Annotated in this window: 14 protein-coding genes and 6 tRNA genes; 17 read left to right on the top strand and 3 right to left on the bottom strand. The window is 40.4% G+C overall.

All coding sequences use genetic code 11. From position 1 onward, the window contains the following. Positions 1-355: 355 nt before the first annotated feature. Together ACAY00_RS10405 and ACAY00_RS10400 are read left to right on the top strand one after the other, a co-directional pair. The gene (locus ACAY00_RS10405) at positions 356-514 is read left to right on the top strand and encodes a YqaE/Pmp3 family membrane protein (RefSeq protein ID WP_371373140.1); all 159 of its coding nucleotides are present in this window, start codon (positions 356-358) and stop codon (positions 512-514) included. 572 nt (positions 515-1086) lie between these two features. Next, positions 1087-1443: a hypothetical protein gene (locus tag ACAY00_RS10400; protein WP_371373138.1), complete on the top strand. Its 357-nt coding sequence runs from the start codon at positions 1087-1089 to the stop codon at positions 1441-1443. 239 nt (positions 1444-1682) lie between these two features. Here ACAY00_RS10400 and ACAY00_RS10395 read toward each other — a convergent pair whose 3' ends face one another. Beyond that, complete coding sequence (locus ACAY00_RS10395) at positions 1683-2273, bottom strand: NTP transferase domain-containing protein (protein WP_371373136.1); 591 nt, start codon at positions 2271-2273, stop codon at positions 1683-1685. Between the two features lie 2 nt (positions 2274-2275). Beyond that, complete coding sequence (locus tag ACAY00_RS10390) at positions 2276-3259, bottom strand: XdhC family protein (protein ID WP_371373134.1); 984 nt, start codon at positions 3257-3259, stop codon at positions 2276-2278. A gap of 762 nt (positions 3260-4021) precedes the next feature. Between ACAY00_RS10390 and ybgC the strand changes: the two genes are divergently transcribed. The 14 genes from ybgC to ACAY00_RS10320 all read left to right on the top strand — a co-directional run bounded on the left by ybgC (position 4022) and on the right by ACAY00_RS10320 (position 11694). Beyond that, positions 4022-4438, top strand: a complete 417-nt coding sequence (gene ybgC / locus ACAY00_RS10385) for a tol-pal system-associated acyl-CoA thioesterase (RefSeq protein WP_371373132.1) — start codon at positions 4022-4024, stop codon at positions 4436-4438. Then, positions 4428-5117 carry a protein TolQ gene (tolQ, locus tag ACAY00_RS10380; RefSeq protein ID WP_371373130.1) on the top strand — a complete coding sequence of 230 codons (690 nt, stop codon included), beginning with the start codon at positions 4428-4430 and terminating at the stop codon, positions 5115-5117. Before ybgC ends, tolQ begins: the two co-directional genes overlap by 11 nt. Positions 5118-5127: 10 nt before the next feature. Then, positions 5128-5550 (top strand): protein TolR, encoded by a 423-nt coding sequence (gene tolR / locus ACAY00_RS10375; protein WP_371379691.1) that lies wholly within the window; start codon positions 5128-5130, stop codon positions 5548-5550. A gap of 6 nt (positions 5551-5556) precedes the next feature. Next, entirely contained in the window at positions 5557-6549 is a 993-nt protein-coding gene (gene tolA / locus ACAY00_RS10370; protein ID WP_371373128.1) for a cell envelope integrity protein TolA, read from the top strand. Between the two features lie 19 nt (positions 6550-6568). Then, positions 6569-7924 (top strand): Tol-Pal system beta propeller repeat protein TolB, encoded by a 1356-nt coding sequence (tolB, locus tag ACAY00_RS10365; protein ID WP_371373126.1) that lies wholly within the window; start codon positions 6569-6571, stop codon positions 7922-7924. 41 nt (positions 7925-7965) lie between these two features. After that, positions 7966-8514, top strand: coding sequence for a peptidoglycan-associated lipoprotein Pal (gene pal, locus ACAY00_RS10360; RefSeq protein WP_371373124.1), 549 nt, complete (start codon positions 7966-7968; stop codon positions 8512-8514). Between the two features lie 43 nt (positions 8515-8557). Continuing rightward, complete coding sequence (gene ybgF / locus ACAY00_RS10355; protein WP_371373122.1) at positions 8558-9307, top strand: tol-pal system protein YbgF; 750 nt, start codon at positions 8558-8560, stop codon at positions 9305-9307. A 187-nt stretch (positions 9308-9494) separates the two neighbouring features. Beyond that, a tRNA-Lys gene (locus ACAY00_RS10350) sits at positions 9495-9570 on the top strand. Between the two features lie 40 nt (positions 9571-9610). After that, positions 9611-9686: transfer RNA gene (locus ACAY00_RS10345), tRNA-Lys, on the top strand. Positions 9687-9725: 39 nt separating this feature from the next. Beyond that, positions 9726-9801: transfer RNA gene (locus ACAY00_RS10340), tRNA-Lys, on the top strand. A gap of 76 nt (positions 9802-9877) precedes the next feature. Next, positions 9878-9953 (top strand) — tRNA-Lys (locus ACAY00_RS10335). A 38-nt stretch (positions 9954-9991) separates the two neighbouring features. Beyond that, a tRNA-Lys gene (locus ACAY00_RS10330) sits at positions 9992-10067 on the top strand. A 244-nt stretch (positions 10068-10311) separates the two neighbouring features. After that, positions 10312-11370, top strand: a complete 1059-nt coding sequence (nadA, locus tag ACAY00_RS10325) for a quinolinate synthase NadA (RefSeq protein ID WP_371373120.1) — start codon at positions 10312-10314, stop codon at positions 11368-11370. A gap of 236 nt (positions 11371-11606) precedes the next feature. Then, positions 11607-11694: transfer RNA gene (locus tag ACAY00_RS10320), tRNA-Ser, on the top strand. Between the two features lie 213 nt (positions 11695-11907). Here the strand turns inward: ACAY00_RS10320 and ACAY00_RS10315 are convergent. Then, positions 11908-12567: a hypothetical protein gene (locus ACAY00_RS10315; RefSeq protein ID WP_371373118.1), complete on the bottom strand. Its 660-nt coding sequence runs from the start codon at positions 12565-12567 to the stop codon at positions 11908-11910. A gap of 562 nt (positions 12568-13129) precedes the next feature. Here ACAY00_RS10315 and ACAY00_RS10310 point away from each other — a divergent pair. After that, entirely contained in the window at positions 13130-16003 is a 2874-nt protein-coding gene (locus tag ACAY00_RS10310; RefSeq protein ID WP_371373116.1) for a TonB-dependent receptor, read from the top strand. Positions 16004-16044: the final 41 nt, after the last annotated feature.

Raw genomic sequence — 16044 nt, 5'->3', positions numbered from 1 at the left:
GTTTAAAACTCAGCTATGATACATGTAGCCAGCTAATGCTAAATGACTAAAGTTAAAAGGCTAAAGTTAAACGGCTAATGCCAAATAGAAATATAGCCAGTTAATGTTCAATACATACTTAGAAGAGGGGGTATAGGTAAATTATTTTTTAACTTGTACTAAACTTAGTCCCAGAAAGTGTTGGATTTTAGCTGATTGTCGTGTATTCACGAATTTTCGTCGTTAACCATAGGAAATGGTGTGTTAACCACACTCTCATAATGGAGAATAGGGCAATACAATAGCACCTTTTGTATTGGTTGCTTCTTCATACTTCATACAGTGTCATTCATTAACGAAACGATAGGCGAGAACAATGAATCAATTGATTTTAATTATTTTGTCCATATTCTTACCACCGGTTGCCGTATTTATAAAGGCAGGTGTTGGTAAAGACTTACTTATTAATATACTTCTTTGTTTGTTGATGTTCATACCCGGAATTATTCATGCTTTATGGGTAGTGACTCGCTAGCAGCAATCTTATCCTAACCACATAAAGCTTTTGCTCACCCAGCGAGAATGTAGACGTTTTAAGATAAGGCCCTGATTGCGACAATCCTACTTCGTTGCTCCTTGGGTTTTGATAAAGTTAAGGGGTTAAGTCGCTTCATTTTCTGCACTTATCTTTGTCCCAATTTTTTGACTATTTGGGGCATTCTGTCTTTTTATAACCACCGCTTTGCGGCGGATGCCTGTATTTTATCCAATATAATGTCTTTTCTTTTTCAAAGTGCATAATTTTTTATCGTATGAAAAACGATATTATTTAACTTATATATTCCCCTATCGTTATGCTTTTAACACCTTGTTTGAGTTGCAAAAAAAATTGTTTATCAAATGATAGCTAGACGTGTTTTTGATGAGGGTTGGCCTGTAGCCCTTGCTGTGCTTGACTTTTGTGGTGGTAAAGTTTGATTTAAAAATTGATGTAAAGGAAATTGTTTACTACCCTTTATGAGTGAACAAATGATAGGTTTCAGGCGGTTATCTTTGTGGTAATCAACCTAAAAGAATTCGTTCTAAAGTCCGCATTAAGGGGGAAGTATGTGGTCAGGGTTAAGTAACTATAAAAAAATTATTATTGTCATTTTTATGATTCTAGTCGCTCCCTTTTGGCCTGAATTAATTTCTATGCTCAATATAGGGGCAAGCGAGATAATCATTGGCGTTTTTATTTTATTTTTGGGTCAATTATTCAGTAAAATTCAACGCTTATTTCATCAGTTAAAACACGAGGTAATGACTTTTAGGCTTGCTTGGTCACAAAGCGCGATCGTCAAGCCACAAATATTTTTTACCCAGGCAATTTTTTACAGCTTTGCGGTGATAGCGACAGGCTCTTTAGTTTATGCGTCGGTATTTATTTTACCTGCTTTGTTGTTTAACAATATTATCAATTAAGCCGTATTAGCAGGTCTCTATAAAACGGCTGTATAACGGCGATGTTAAATGCGAATTGATGGCTCATAGCTCTACACTATTATAGCTCCACACTATTATAGCCCCACACTATTTTCGTTGGGGCTAGCTCTCTATTGTAACTTTACTCGATGGGGAATAATCTAAAAAGATACAAACCCTCAACCCTTTCAAATAATCTAAACCAACAACGTGGGGTTAAATAAAACTCGCATCGTTTATTATTGCTGGCTGGTTAACCAATCTGCTGGGGTATCAATATCTTTAATGACCCCAACATCATTAACTTTTATTTCTACAAGATTTTGCTTGTGTTGTTCAATAATGGGTTTAGCCCCAAGAGGGTAGGTTAAATTGGATAAATCATCTATATAATCAACACCAAAACAGACAGGGTGTCCAGGTTGACCTTGATAACTCGGTCGGATAATGCGATTTGGCTTAGCAAACTGTTTAAGTTTAACCATTGTTGACGGCTGAATAAAAGGCATATCGGCGAGCAGTAGGGTTAACGTTTGAACTGAGGTTGCTGGCAATAATTTCTGAATCTGTTGAACGCCAGCGGCAATGCTGTGGCCTAAACCTATAGGTGAAGACGGGGCGGTCAGGACAAACACATCTTGGTTGCCGAGTAATTTGGCAATGTGTTGGTCTTGTGCGTTTTGAATAACAAACAACATATCATAATGCGGTTTTACCGACTCTAAGGTTTGCAATAACAAAGGTTTCGTTAAATGTTCAGGGGATGATAAACGCTTATCACTGCCGTATCGACTCGAAATTCCTGCTGCCAAAACTAAAGCAATGTGCATTGTTATAATGCCTCTTTATTGATTTTATGTTGAACCCGTATGATGTCTGCTAAGGTAGCAATAGCAATTTCAACGGGTGTTTTACTGCCAATATTTAAGCCAATAGGGGCATGTAAGCGTTCTAGTTGCTGCAAGGGAATGTCGCAGATCCGTTGTAGTCGTTCAATTCGAGCATTACTGGTTCGTGTCGACCCCATGGCACCAATGTAAAATGCGCTGGTGTCAAACACACTCATCAAGGCTACATCGTCAATACTCGGATCATGAGCTAAAGCGAGTACCGCACTGCGACCGTTGGCGTATTTTTCGACAAACAAGTCTGGTGACATCCAAATAATGTCGACACCACCACGAGCTTTATTAAAGTGCCAACTATCAGATAAGCCTTTTCGGGTATCACAAACTTTTACTTGATAGCCTGCCAAAATGCCTAAGCGCGCTAATTGTTCTGTCACTTGCCCAATCCCAATGAGTAATAAAGTGATCACCTGTTCATAGGCTAGGGTGACTTGATGTGGTGCCGTTACTACTTGCTGCGCTGGGGTATCATTTAACAACGATACATGTTTGGCATCACCATCTAATTCTATGACTCTGCTAAAGGGTTGTTGTTTGTCGGCAAATTGCAGCCATTGCTGAAAATGTTCTTGGTGTTTGGTGACCGGCGGTATGTATTCAACCAATAACTCGATTGTCCCCCCACAAGGCAACTCTCGATAAATAGACGCACTAACAGCATGCTGACCATACGTAAACAGTTGCGTTGGTTGGTTAAACTTACCTTGTTTGAGCATCTCGACAAAGGCATCTTCAAGACAACCGCCAGAAATAGAACCAAATCTTTGCCCGCCATCAGTAACAAAAATTGAACCGATTGGGCGTGGCGCTGAACCATAGGTATTTAATATGGTACATAACCAAAAAGGCTTATTTTGTTGAATGTAATTAACAGCTTGTTCAATAACCGGTTTGTCTGAAAGTTGCATTCTGTTAGCTCTGTGAACAATGTTACCTATACGTTACTGCTTATTTATATAAATTAAAAGGTGGTCGGCGGTAAAACCTTAACCCGCAATCGAATTCAGTTTAAAAAGTTAGATAAAGTAAACATTTTAGTTTGGTTCGCTAATAGCTAATGCGATGAAAGGTAGCAAAGATTAGGGGAATTTGGGGTAAAAAAAAGCCCGATTAAATAATCGGGCCCAACAATTTAAGTCGTAATAAGGAAGTTAAATAAATCCAGGAACAATTTGCTAAGACAATATCTCAACAAGTTCAGAATATGGGGCGCATTTTAGGTCTGAGATTAAGTCAGAACAAACGAAATAAATTGCGCCCATCCATTATAAAATCTAATGCGTAAACAAGGTGTTTCTAAAGGCTGTGGATTTATGCAATAAAAATTAATAAATAACGGTAAATGACCGTATTGTCGGTATTTTTATCTGTTTTTTGATTGTTTAATAGTCAGTGATAATCCGTTTTAAGGTAGCAAAAAACATTTGTAATTGTCTTGTTGAGTTAAAATAATTTACCCTAACACATAAGCTAAACTTACCTCTTTGCAGGCTTATCTTTTTTTTAAACATTAGTTAACCAAATCCTTACAAGTGGCGGTACCTCACTGTGCTTTGTTATTGATTTTGAATTTATTTTCTAAAAAATATGTAAAGCCTGCGGTTCACTACTTGAGTGTGGGTTTCAAATTCGCTTACTATAAGGGCACCCAATAAGAAGTATGTAGTGCAATGCCTGAACAAACTCAACAATTTACCTACTCATTGCGAGTCTTTTATGAGGACACCGACGCGGGTGGGATCGTTTATTATGCAAATTATTTAAAGTTTGCCGAGCGAGCTAGAACCGAGTGGCTTCGGGAGCTTGGTATTAACCAATCATATTTTCTTGAACAAAATCTCGCTTTTGTGGTCAGAAACGTTGAAATGGATAACAAAGCGTCGGCCAAATTGGATGATCTTTTAACCATCAAAACATCCATTACATCGTTAAAAAAAGCCAGTCTTGTTTTTAACCAACAAATTTTCAATCAACATTCTCAACTTTTGTGTGAGGTAAAAGTGCTTATTGCCAGTGTCAATTTACAAGCCGGAAAACCTTGCGCAATTCCAAAAACCATTTTAGGAGCATTAAACAGTGCACGCTGAACTTTCGTTTTTTGATTTATTTTTACAGGCCAGTTTACTTGTTAAAGCTGTGATGCTGTGTTTATTGTTATTCTCCGTTGCCTCTTGGACCATGATTATTCAGCGAAGTAAAGCGTTAAATAAAGCCAAATTGCAAGCGCAAAAATTTGAAGATAAATTTTGGTCTGGTGCCGATTTATCTCGTTTATATAAAGAGATCTCAGCACGGGGCCATGTTGATGGTATTGAAAGCCTTTTTGTCGCCGGTTTTAAAGAGTTTGCCCGCATTAGAAAAAGCCAAAATGTGACGCCCGAATCGGTTGTTAATGGAACCCATCGAGCGATGCGTGTTGCTCTATCACGAGAAGTTGACACCTTAGAAACCCATTTATCCTTTTTAGCTACGGTTGGTTCTATTAGCCCTTATATTGGTCTGTTTGGCACTGTTTGGGGGATTATGAATTCATTTATTGCCTTAGGTGCAGTACAACAAGCAACATTAGCGATGGTTGCGCCTGGTATTGCCGAAGCCCTTATTGCGACAGCGATGGGTTTATTTGCGGCCATTCCAGCGGTTATGGCATTTAACCGTTTTTCTCATACGGTTGAAAAGCTTGAAAACAGCTATGGTAATTTTTTAGAAGAGTTTTCAAGCATTTTACAACGACAAGCCGTGATGCCAGCAAAAACACAGGCGTAATAACAGCATGATGTACACAAGAGTGAAACGAAAACGCGTGGCAGAAATCAATGTGGTTCCCTACATTGATGTTATGTTGGTGCTGCTGATTATTTTTATGGTAACAGCGCCGTTAATTACCCAAGGTGTTAAAGTGGACTTACCCAAAGCCGAATCTGAACCGTTAAAACAAGATTCTAAAACCCCATTGGTTGCCAGCGTCGACATTAATGGGCTTTTTTATCTCAATGTAGGCGATACCAAAAGTGAGCCTCTTGAACCTAGCGAGCTAGCAACTTTGGTCAAAGCCCGCTTAGTGGTCGACCCAGATACGCCTGTGGTGGTCAATGGCGATGGTAATGTGCCATATAATTCTGTTATTCAGTTGATGGTTTTACTGCAAGGCGCAGGCGTACCATCGGTTGGGTTGATGACAGAATCACCGGAGAATTAATGTAGCATGTTGGTATTAAAAAACCTTATTGGTGGTTTTGTTCGTAAATGCATGCTGATTTTCACCTATCTTCCAGATGGAAAAACGGTGAAGCAACAGTATCTTATTGCAGGTTCTGCTGCGGTGGTTATTCATCTTGTGATGGGCATTGTGCTGATGATGAATGCCGACTTTACCCCGCCAGTAAAAGCCACACCGAAAAAAGAAATGCAGGTCATTGATGCCGTTGTTATTGACGAAAGTAAATTACAACAGCATGTGGATAAAATAAAACAGCAAAAAGCAGCAGTCCAAAAACGCGAAGACGATCGCATTAAAGAGCTTGAGCGTAGAGCTCAGCAAGCACAGCAAAAACGCCGTCAAGAAGCGGAACGACTAAAACAACTTGAACGTGATAAACTGAAAAAGCTGAATGAAAAGAAAAAAGCAGAAGCTGACGCAAAGCGGGCAAAAGATAAAGCCTTAGCAGAGCAAAAACTTCTTCAACAAAAAGAGCAAGAACGCAGGCAAGCTGAACAAGCAGCCGCCGAGGCAAAAGCTAAGCGATTAAAAGCCGAAGAAGAAGAGCGTAAAGCCGCAGAAGAGCGTCGCCGTAAGAAAATTGAAGAAGAAAAACGCCGAAAAGCAGAAGCAGAACGCGCAGAACAGCAGCGCTTACTTGAACAGCAAATGTTAGAAGAAATGGCAGCAAGGCAAAGTGCGCGCTCGCAACAAGTGATGACCGAAGTTGAAAAGTACAGTGCGTTAATTACCCAAGCCATTGAGCGTAACTTCATTCAAGATGAATCTACTATGCGTGGTAAGTCTTGTCAGCTTAAAATTAAGTTGGCTAGTAATGGCTTTGTTATTAATGTTCAGGCAATACAAGGTGATCAAGTTGTCTGTCAAGAAGCAATGAAAGCGGTAAACAAAGCTGGCACGTTACCTGTTTCTAAAGACCCATTGGTATTTGAGAAATTAGAAAATATCAGTTTAACTTATGCACCAAAATTTAATTAACCGGTAAATAAAGAGAATTATGTTTAAAAAATTAATCTTTCCTTTCGTGTTATGTATGGCCTTTATCCAACAGGCTCATGCGGAACTTGAACTCGTCATTACTGGTGGGGTAAACACGGCCAGACCAATTGCGGTCATGCCATTTACCTATTCCGGTGAGACGGCCTTACCTGAAAATATTTCTAAAATTATCAGTGATGATTTATTGCGCAGCGGTAAGTTTAATCCGATTAATCAACTGAATATGCCACAACAACCGAAAACACTTGCCGAGGTAGATTACCAAGCATGGGTAGACCTTGGCGTTGAAGCCTTGGTTATGGGCAATATTGAACAACCATTACCAGGTAAGTTCTTGGTATCATTTAAGTTGATTGATGTTATTCGAGGTCAAATGATGGGGGTTGATGGTCAGTCTATTGAAAATGGCCAACTGGTACAAGGCAGTTCGCAAGTACTTATTGACTCCGTGCCGAATCAATATATTTCGGCATCGCTGTTTAGACCTAAAGCACACCAAATTGCCGACAGTATTTATGAAAAGTTAACGGGAAGCCGAGGCGCGTTTTTAACAAAAATAGCGTACGTGGTTGTGCAAGATGAAGGGAGTAGAAAGTTTCAATTGGTTATTGCTGACTACGATGGTTACAACGAGCAAGTTCTGCTGACTTCGTCAGAGCCGTTAATGTCACCAACCTGGTCGCCAGATGGTACAAAATTAGCTTATGTAACCTTTGAAAATCGTCAGGCACAAATTTATATCCAAGACATTTACACTGCCAAACGCGAACTGTTAACCAGTTTTAAGGGCATAAATAGTGCTCCGCGCTGGTCTCCTGATGGCAAGCAAATGGCGATGGCTTTATCGAAAGACGGTAACTCTGAAATTTATATTATGGATTTAGCGACCAAAAAATTGCGTCGTGTAACTCGTAGCATTTATATTGACACCGAACCAAATTGGTCGCCAGATGGAAAATATTTAGTATTTACCTCTGTTCGGGGTAGTAAACCACAGATTTATCGAGTAAATTTAACCAACGGAAATGAAGCCCGTTTAACCTTTGATGGTGAAATGAATCTTGGCGGAGCGATTACCCCAGACGGTAGCCAGCTTATTATGGTAAACCGAACCAAAGGTCAATACCGACTCGCTAAGCAAGAATTAAATGGTAGTGGCTCAATTGAAGTGTTAACCAGAACGCACTTAGACGAGTCGCTCAGTATTGCCCCTAATGGTGGCATGATTATTTACACTACCTCACACAATGATCGTAAGGTATTGGCACTGGTTTCTGTTGATGGCCGATTTAAAGCTCGCTTGCCTGCAAAACATGGGCAGGTTAAATCACCATCGTGGTCACCTTTTTTATAAAATCATAAACTTTAAATTAGAAAAATATAAAAGGAAAAAAAATGCGCTTAAATAAAGTTGTAAAAAGCCTTGCTGTAGCCCTTCCACTAATGGCTTTAGCTGCATGTTCTTCAAACGGTACGACTGACGAGCAAGCTGAAATTGCACAAAAAGAAGCGGCAATGAAAGCTGAAAAAGAACGCCTAGCTGCAGAAGCTCAAGCTCAAGCAGCTGCTGAAGTTGCGCGCTTAGAAGCAATTAAACAACAAGAACAAGAGCAGTTACAAACAGAAAATACGGTTTACTTTGACTACGATACGTCAAAATTAGCTGCAGAAGTTACCGCAACTCTAGACTTACATGCTAAATTTTTAGTAGCGAACCCTAACGTACGTGTGATCATTGAAGGTCATACGGATGAACGCGGTACGCCTGAGTACAACATTGCTCTAGGTGAGCGTCGTGCCCAAGCGGTACAAAAGTACCTAGAAAACTCAGGTGCTTTACCATCACAAATTGAAACTGTAAGCTACGGTGAAGAAAAGCCAGCAATCAGCTCTAGCACAGATGCTGCTTACGCGAAAAACCGTCGCGCAGTTCTTGTTTACTAATTTAGACTTTATAGTCTGTTAGTTAAATAAACCAGGATAAGAGATGAAATCAAATAAGCTTTTATTAGGTTTAATGGTCGCTGCTGGTGCTTTTCAAGCACTAGCAGCTGAGCCTGCACCGGTATCAGATATTAATCAACAAGTTCAACAACAGAGTGACGTTGCCACCTTACAACGCCTTCTGCAAGCTCGTAACCGTGCTCTTAATGACTTGCAAATGCAAGTAGATGCTATGCAAGTAGAGCTTAGTGAGTTACGTGGACTAACCGAAGAGCAAGCTCATACTATTAGGCAAATTTTGCAACGCCAACGTGAAATCTATCAAGAAATTGATCGACGCTTAAGCGCAGCACCTGCGGCTACGGTTACCCCAATAACGCCTTCAAATAGTGGCAGTAGCATAGCCTATTCAGATAACTTCACTGAAAACGAAGCCTATGATCATGCGGTTAATCTAGTGCTTAAACACAAGCAGTACGACAGAGCTATTGCTGAGTTTTCGTCGTTTAACAGCAAGTACCCTAATTCTACCTATTCTGCTAATGCTCATTATTGGTTAGGACAGTTATTATTTAACAAAGGTGATTTAGCCGCAGCCGCGACTGAATTTAATAATGTTATTAATAATTTTGAAAATTCCAATAAGCGCAGTGATGCTATGCTTAAATTAGGCATGGTGGCTCAAAAGCAGAATGATATTGCAAAAGCCAAGGATTTATACAATCGGGTGATTAGCGAATACCAAGGTTCTTCAGCAGCCCAGCTTGCGCAAGCACGTTTAGCAAATCTGTAATTTATGAAGGTTAACAACATTGTTAACTACATTTGGTTACACTTTGCGCTGATAAGTTGAACTATTTGCTTTGTTTTTGTGCAAGTGGAATTATTTTTCAAAAAAACACAAATTTGTTGTTGCACTAAATCCTATAATCAGTATTATATGCCCCGCGTTGAGGCACAGGCCACAACGCGAAAAATGTCGGTCGTTAGCTCAGTTGGTAGAGCAGTTGGCTTTTAACCAATTTGTCGAAGGTTCAAATCCTTCACGACCGACCACTTTCTCAAAACCAAATTGAGAAGGTGAAAATCTATATGTCGGTCGTTAGCTCAGTTGGTAGAGCAGTTGGCTTTTAACCAATTTGTCGAAGGTTCAAATCCTTCACGACCGACCACTTTCTCAAACCAAATTGAGAAGGTGAAAATCTATATGTCGGTCGTTAGCTCAGTTGGTAGAGCAGTTGGCTTTTAACCAATTTGTCGAAGGTTCAAATCCTTCACGACCGACCACTTTCTTTTACTAGAAAGTGAACTAAATAATTGGCTAGGACGTTTTCCTAAACAAGATTATTTATATACCTAATGTCGGTCGTTAGCTCAGTTGGTAGAGCAGTTGGCTTTTAACCAATTTGTCGAAGGTTCAAATCCTTCACGACCGACCACTTTCTCTAACCTATAGAGAAGGTGAAAATCTATATGTCGGTCGTTAGCTCAGTTGGTAGAGCAGTTGGCTTTTAACCAATTTGTCGAAGGTTCAAATCCTTCACGACCGACCACTTTTCTGATAATCATCCCATTTATAAAGATTCCCCCAAAGCCAAGCTTTTAACCGCTAGCTCATTAATGCGTTCAAGTTTTTTAAGACGTTAGTTTTTAACTTTTCATCCTGCTCACCTAAAAACACGAGAACCTTGTCGTGTTTGCGCCCAAAGCTAATAAGGCCTGCTACACTTATGGCTGTAAATCTTATATAATACATCACCCTAAATTCTATTTAACCTATTCACGAGTTTCAGAAGTATGTTAGAGACCACCTTAGCCGTAGATTTTGATTATACCTTTCCTGCCAAGCCAGCGCCGATGAGCGATGCTGAAAAAGCCGAGTATAAAGACAAAATCAAACAATTACTGAAAGAGAAAAACGCAGTACTAGTGGCTCACTACTACACCGACCCTGAAATTCAGGCCTTAGCGGAAGAAACCGGTGGTTGTGTTGCCGACTCGTTAGAAATGGCTCGTTTTGGTAATCAACATTCTGCAACCACTCTGATCGTTGCAGGGGTTAAGTTTATGGGCGAAACAGCTAAAGTTTTGACCCCAGAAAAAACGGTTATTATGCCAACGCTTGAAGCGACGTGTTCATTAGACTTAGGTTGTCCTATTGAAGAGTTTAATAAATTCTGTGATCAACACCCAGAGCGCACGGTGGTGGTTTATGCCAATACCTCAACAGAGGTGAAAGCGCGAGCTGACTGGATAGTCACTTCATCTTGTGCGCTTGAAATCGTTGAACACCTAGACGAACAGGGCGAAACCATTTTATGGGGCCCAGACAAGCATTTAGGCTCATACATCAAAAAACAAACCGACGCCGATATGATCATGTGGGATGGTGCATGTATTGTCCACGATGAGTTTAAAACCAAAGCGTTAAAAGACATGAAGGCCTTACACCCAGATGCCGCTATTTTGGTTCACCCAGAATCACCTGCCGAAGTTGTTGACCTTGCAGATGCTGTAGGCTCTACCAGCCAGCTCATAAAAGCCGCGCAAGAAATGCCACACAAGAAATTTATTGTTGCCACAGATCGCGGCATCTTTTACAAAATGCAGCAACTGTGTCCAGATAAAGAGTTCTTTGAAGCTCCGACTGCAGGTGAGGGCGCAACATGTCGCAGCTGTGCACATTGTCCTTGGATGGCTATGAATGGTTTAAAAGGCATTCACGATGCGTTAATCGATCCTACTGGCCGTGAAGTGTTTGTTGATATGGACCTTCGAGACGGTGCTCTGCGTTCGTTAAATCGCATGTTAGAGTTTTCAGCGAGCCTTAAACTTCCGCAAAAAAATAACACCTAGCGACAAGTGCGTAAATAACGTGCAAACAGTTTAGCAAATTACTGTTTGCACTTGCGCCCTGACTAAAATTTACCTAATATACGCGCTCATTAGTAAATACAGCATTTACTAATGCGTGAAGACAACACGGTAATAAAATCACAAGACAATTCAAATTAAGATGACTTGTTTGAGAGGCTGCCAAGTGGAGATACCACGCCAAGGCGTGCTCAGCCAAATCATTTAGAACAAATTAAGGTGACGTGTCCGAGTGGCTGAAGGAGCACGCCTGGAAAGTGTGTATACGGAAACGTATCGAGAGTTCGAATCTCTCCGTCACCGCCATATTCTAAAAGCCCGCAAGCATCATGTTTGCGGGCTTTTTTATTCCTTTTTCGAACAATCCAAAGCCTGTCTAGTTTAAATATATTCGAGAATGAGACGCATGTGTCACCGAGCCCCTTTATTTATTGTAATGTTGCAAATTTATTCCTACGCCAATTTAGCGTAGGTGGTCACAAGGCCGGTAACAGAGTGGTATCATCGGTGATTGCAAGGTCACAGGTTGGTATAGTAGCCAGCTGCGTAAGATATAATGATGGATATTAAAGTAATGATAATAGAGTCGCTATTCCTAACAATGAAGCTATCCGTTGAGTTATTCATAATGATATCTACTCGCGGTGAGATGGGGGGAAACACCTTAACGAAAACATAACAGACAATAATGACCACAATACTCTTGAAAGGATTGTCAAGGTAAATAGAAAGGACTATAGACAGTATCAGAATAATGCCCAAAGTACCATTACCGATTTTACTTTCGAAAAAAGTTTGTAGCGATTTTAATCTGAGCTCTAGTGTGTCATTAGCACTCGCAAAAAGGGCGTGCCCTTTGGAAGATGCTGAGTTGTATTCAATCGAGGAACCGTATTCCCCAAACCGAAGACTCATGTGATCATAAATATCTAAGGTAAAACCTACTATTTTAGACTTTCTTATTGTTTCCTGCTCAGGCTTAGACGTTTCCGCAAAAAATTCGTGGCATGATTTATAACTGTACTCTTCACCGTCAACAAGTGTTATATCTATTTTTGCAACGAATTCATTTTGTACTAAATCTTCATCTAGCCGCACTCTTTCTATGAATTTTATCAAGTTTTCAAAGGTGATGTTTCTGTTATAGATGGTGTTGCTGATGGTTTTAGGTCTGCGCATAATCTATGAGTTTTTATTTAGTAAAAAGTTAGTATAACAATATAAATCAATAGATTACACGGGTTGTGACTTTCCTGTTAAGTAATTCATTGGTTATGTATTACTTAACATAGTGTTATTGTCTCATAATTGAAATACCCGCTGGTACAAAGGGGATATTCGATCTAGCATAAATCCTTTATTTATGAGGGGGGTAGGTGATATACCAAGAGTCGAGAGCTCAATCTCTCCGTCACCGCCATATTCTAAAAGCCCGCAAGCATCATGTTTGCGGGCTTTTTCGTTTGTAGGTTTAAGCCAATCTATATAAACGTTAATGGTGTTTTTAGTGCCTTACTGAACGTCCTTTTTACTCATGTATTTTTAATTTCTAACATCCCTTATTTGTTTGTATTTTGCATGTTATGAATACGTATGCATTGACTATTTTTTACCCTGTTTATTTTGCTATGTTAATAATGCCGTAACATCTGTTTGTGGATGATGTAAGGCATAAAAATAATATAAGAGCTTGGAAGCACTGTAAAAAATTATCATACGGATAACTTCTTGGGGATAGAATATGTTTAAGCTAAACGGAGTCTCTCGTGCGCTTTTGGCCTGCGGTCTGTTGGTTTGTTCAGGGCAATTACTTGCCGAACAAGTGGAGCCGACAGAAGAAGAGAATCAACAAGATGAGATGGAAATCATTGAAGTCACCGGCTTCAAAGGATCTCTCATTCAATCAATCAATCAAAAACGTTGGGCCGATACGGTCTCAGAACAAATTTCAGCCGATGACCTCGGTGGTTTACCTGATGTCTCGATGGCCGATGCCTTAACTCGATTACCGGGGATTGCCGCAGTACGTACTGGAGGTCAGGCGGCTGAAATCAATATTCGTGGTCTTGGGGGCGGTTTTGTTTCTTCCACATTAAATGGTCGCGAACAGGTGTCTACATCAGGCAATCGATCTATTGAATATGACCAATACCCATCAGAACTCATTTCATCTGCAGCGGTTTATAAATCATCGAAAGCCTCGCTTATTGAAGGTGGTGTTGCTGGTACGGTAGAGTTAAAAACCGCAAGTCCGCTTGCCAATGAGGAGCAACATACCTTTAATCTTAATGTGCGCGGTATGTACAACGACCGAGCTCAAGAAGTTGCAGATGCGAAAGAATGGGGTCATCGTTTTAGCTTTTCTTATCAAGGTAAATTCCTAAATGAAACCTTGGGTATGTCTTTAGGTTATGCCCGTTTGTATCAGCCGGGGGTGGCAACGCAATTTATTGGCTTTGCCTATAACGCTGACCAAGATGTTGATTTTCTGGCCAACGATGTTGAAGGGCCTGCTGATGCACCAGAAAACGAATACTTAAGTGAAGGCTTTGAGCTACAACATCTCGGTGGTGAAGAAACCCGTAATGGTTATGTCGGTGCTCTTGAATGGGCTCCAAACGACACCTTTGTCGTTCGAGCTGATGCGTTTGTATCGAAGTTTGACAGCGAATCCTTTGCCCGTGGTTTTAGGGTCAAGTTTGACGGTGAAACCGCAGCCATAGCCAATCCTGTGGTGGTTAATAACTCCATGATTGGTGGAACCATCAACCGTAAAAGTAAAGGTAATAATACCCGCGTTGAGCTGGTAAATGATGACAATCAAGACTTTGATGAAGTAGAAAGTTATGGGGTGAATTTTGATTGGCAAATTACTGAACGTTTAAATGCCAGTATGGATGTAAGTTACTCAAGCGCCGAAAGTGAGTTTAGAAATGGCTTACTATGGTCTTTGGTTGCTGAAGATGCGACGGTTGCTAATCCGGTGCTTGATCAAAATGTCTCAATTTCATATTTGCTTAATGGCTTGGACTTGCCAGACATTGGTTTTAACCAAGAAGATGCATTTACCGATATCGACCGAGTTATGGTTAGCAAGTACGGTATTTATCCATATGAGAATACCGATGAACTTAAAGCCTATCGTTTAGATTTTAATTATGACTTAGATAACGATTACATTTCTTCGGTTGAATTTGGTATTCGCTATTCCGATCGAGACTACAGCAGTGATCGCTCGGTTTATGAATACGGTGCCGATAATAACTTCTCAAGCAGTAATCCTCCTCTTCGTTTAACCAATGACATGGTTGACGTGGTTGATTGGAAGGGCGAATTTAATTACTTTCCAAGTTACCTAGCGATTGATTTAGACAAAGCACTTTCTGCATGGTTTGGTAATGACATTCCACAACCCGTTCAAACTTGGGGGGCAGATGAAGATGGGGTGATTAATAATTCAACTTCGTGGTCGGTATTACAAAGTGGTGAAGTGTACGAAAAGGTACTGTCGGCCTATGTGATGGCCAACCTTGATTTTGAACTATTTAATACGCCCATCACGGGTAATGTGGGTATTCGCATGGTGGAAACTGACCAAAGCGCGACCGCACTTGACAACGTCGGAGGGGTTTTAGCCGCTGGCGCCCAAAATGTGATGGACGATGCCGGTTTGGTTAATTCAAACTATGCACCCAAAATCATTGGGATCAAATATACCGACTACTTGCCATCAATTAACTTAAATGCGCGGATCACCGAAGATTCACAATTGCGCTTTGCCGCAGCTAAAGTGATGTCACGTCCGCCAATTAACCGTTTAGCGGCCGATCGAAGTGCTACCGTAGCAGACGATGGTAAAGTGTCGGGTTCAAGTAATAACAGTCCATTTTTAAAACCTTTCTACGCTACACAATACGATCTTTCTTATGAGTACTATTTCACTGAAACCGAAGGTGCGGTTGCCGTGGCGGTATTCTATAAAGATATCGAGTCGTTTATTCAAAACTTAACGGTGAATGATTTTGATTTCAAAGACGCTGGTTTTTATGTGCCAGATACCATTGAAAACGAAACTACGGGTGTTGTTAGCGAGGTTAACCCTGTTGGTATTTACAGCACAGCCATCAACAATGAAGAAGGCGGAAACATTAAAGGGCTTGAAATCTCATACACTCAAGTCTTTACCTTTTTACCTGACTTATGGTCTGGCTTAGGTTTAAACCTCAGTTACTCACATACCAAAAGTGATGTTGAACTGGTCACCGACTTAGCCGGCGGCTCTGTTGAACAGTCATTACCGGGCTTATCTGAAAACTTATTAACGACAACCTTATTTTGGGAGTATCAAGATTTTGAAACCCGTTTAAGTGCTCGTTATCGTGACAAGTTTGTCTCAGAGCAGTGGGGTGTAAATCAGCAAATTGCTAACTTTGATGAAGAAGTGGTTATTGACTACCAAGCGTCATATAACCTTACCGACCAACTGGGGGCGTTGTTTCAAGTAAACAACCTAACAGATGAACCAACCCAAAGTTACTTCGGTAGTAAGCAGTTTTCCGGTACGACCCAGTATTTTGGTCGCCAATTTTACTTAGGTGTTACTTATTCGTTCTAGCCAAGCGCTAATTCGATAAACCTAAGTAACGATTGAATAAG

This window comes from Thalassotalea sp. 273M-4 (assembly GCF_041410465.1).
In the GTDB taxonomy this organism is placed as follows: Bacteria; Pseudomonadota; Gammaproteobacteria; order Enterobacterales; family Alteromonadaceae; genus Thalassotalea_A; species Thalassotalea_A aquiviva.
Note: the sequence above shows the minus strand (reverse complement) of the source record. Positions and strands in the feature narration are given on the sequence as shown.

Coding starts and splice junctions, on each gene's coding strand:
- ACAY00_RS10405 (WP_371373140.1), top strand. CDS start 356: ATGAATCAATTGATTTTAATTATTTTGTCCATATTCTTACCACCGGTT.
- ACAY00_RS10395 (WP_371373136.1), bottom strand. CDS start 2,273: ATGCACATTGCTTTAGTTTTGGCAGCAGGAATTTCGAGTCGATACGGC.
- nadA (WP_371373120.1), top strand. CDS start 10,312: ATGTTAGAGACCACCTTAGCCGTAGATTTTGATTATACCTTTCCTGCC.
- tolA (WP_371373128.1), top strand. CDS start 5,557: ATGTTGGTATTAAAAAACCTTATTGGTGGTTTTGTTCGTAAATGCATG.
- tolR (WP_371379691.1), top strand. CDS start 5,128: ATGTACACAAGAGTGAAACGAAAACGCGTGGCAGAAATCAATGTGGTT.
- pal (WP_371373124.1), top strand. CDS start 7,966: ATGCGCTTAAATAAAGTTGTAAAAAGCCTTGCTGTAGCCCTTCCACTA.
- ybgF (WP_371373122.1), top strand. CDS start 8,558: ATGAAATCAAATAAGCTTTTATTAGGTTTAATGGTCGCTGCTGGTGCT.
- tolB (WP_371373126.1), top strand. CDS start 6,569: ATGTTTAAAAAATTAATCTTTCCTTTCGTGTTATGTATGGCCTTTATC.
- ACAY00_RS10400 (WP_371373138.1), top strand. CDS start 1,087: ATGTGGTCAGGGTTAAGTAACTATAAAAAAATTATTATTGTCATTTTT.
- ACAY00_RS10315 (WP_371373118.1), bottom strand. CDS start 12,567: ATGCGCAGACCTAAAACCATCAGCAACACCATCTATAACAGAAACATC.
- ACAY00_RS10390 (WP_371373134.1), bottom strand. CDS start 3,259: ATGCAACTTTCAGACAAACCGGTTATTGAACAAGCTGTTAATTACATT.
- ACAY00_RS10310 (WP_371373116.1), top strand. CDS start 13,130: ATGTTTAAGCTAAACGGAGTCTCTCGTGCGCTTTTGGCCTGCGGTCTG.
- ybgC (WP_371373132.1), top strand. CDS start 4,022: ATGCCTGAACAAACTCAACAATTTACCTACTCATTGCGAGTCTTTTAT.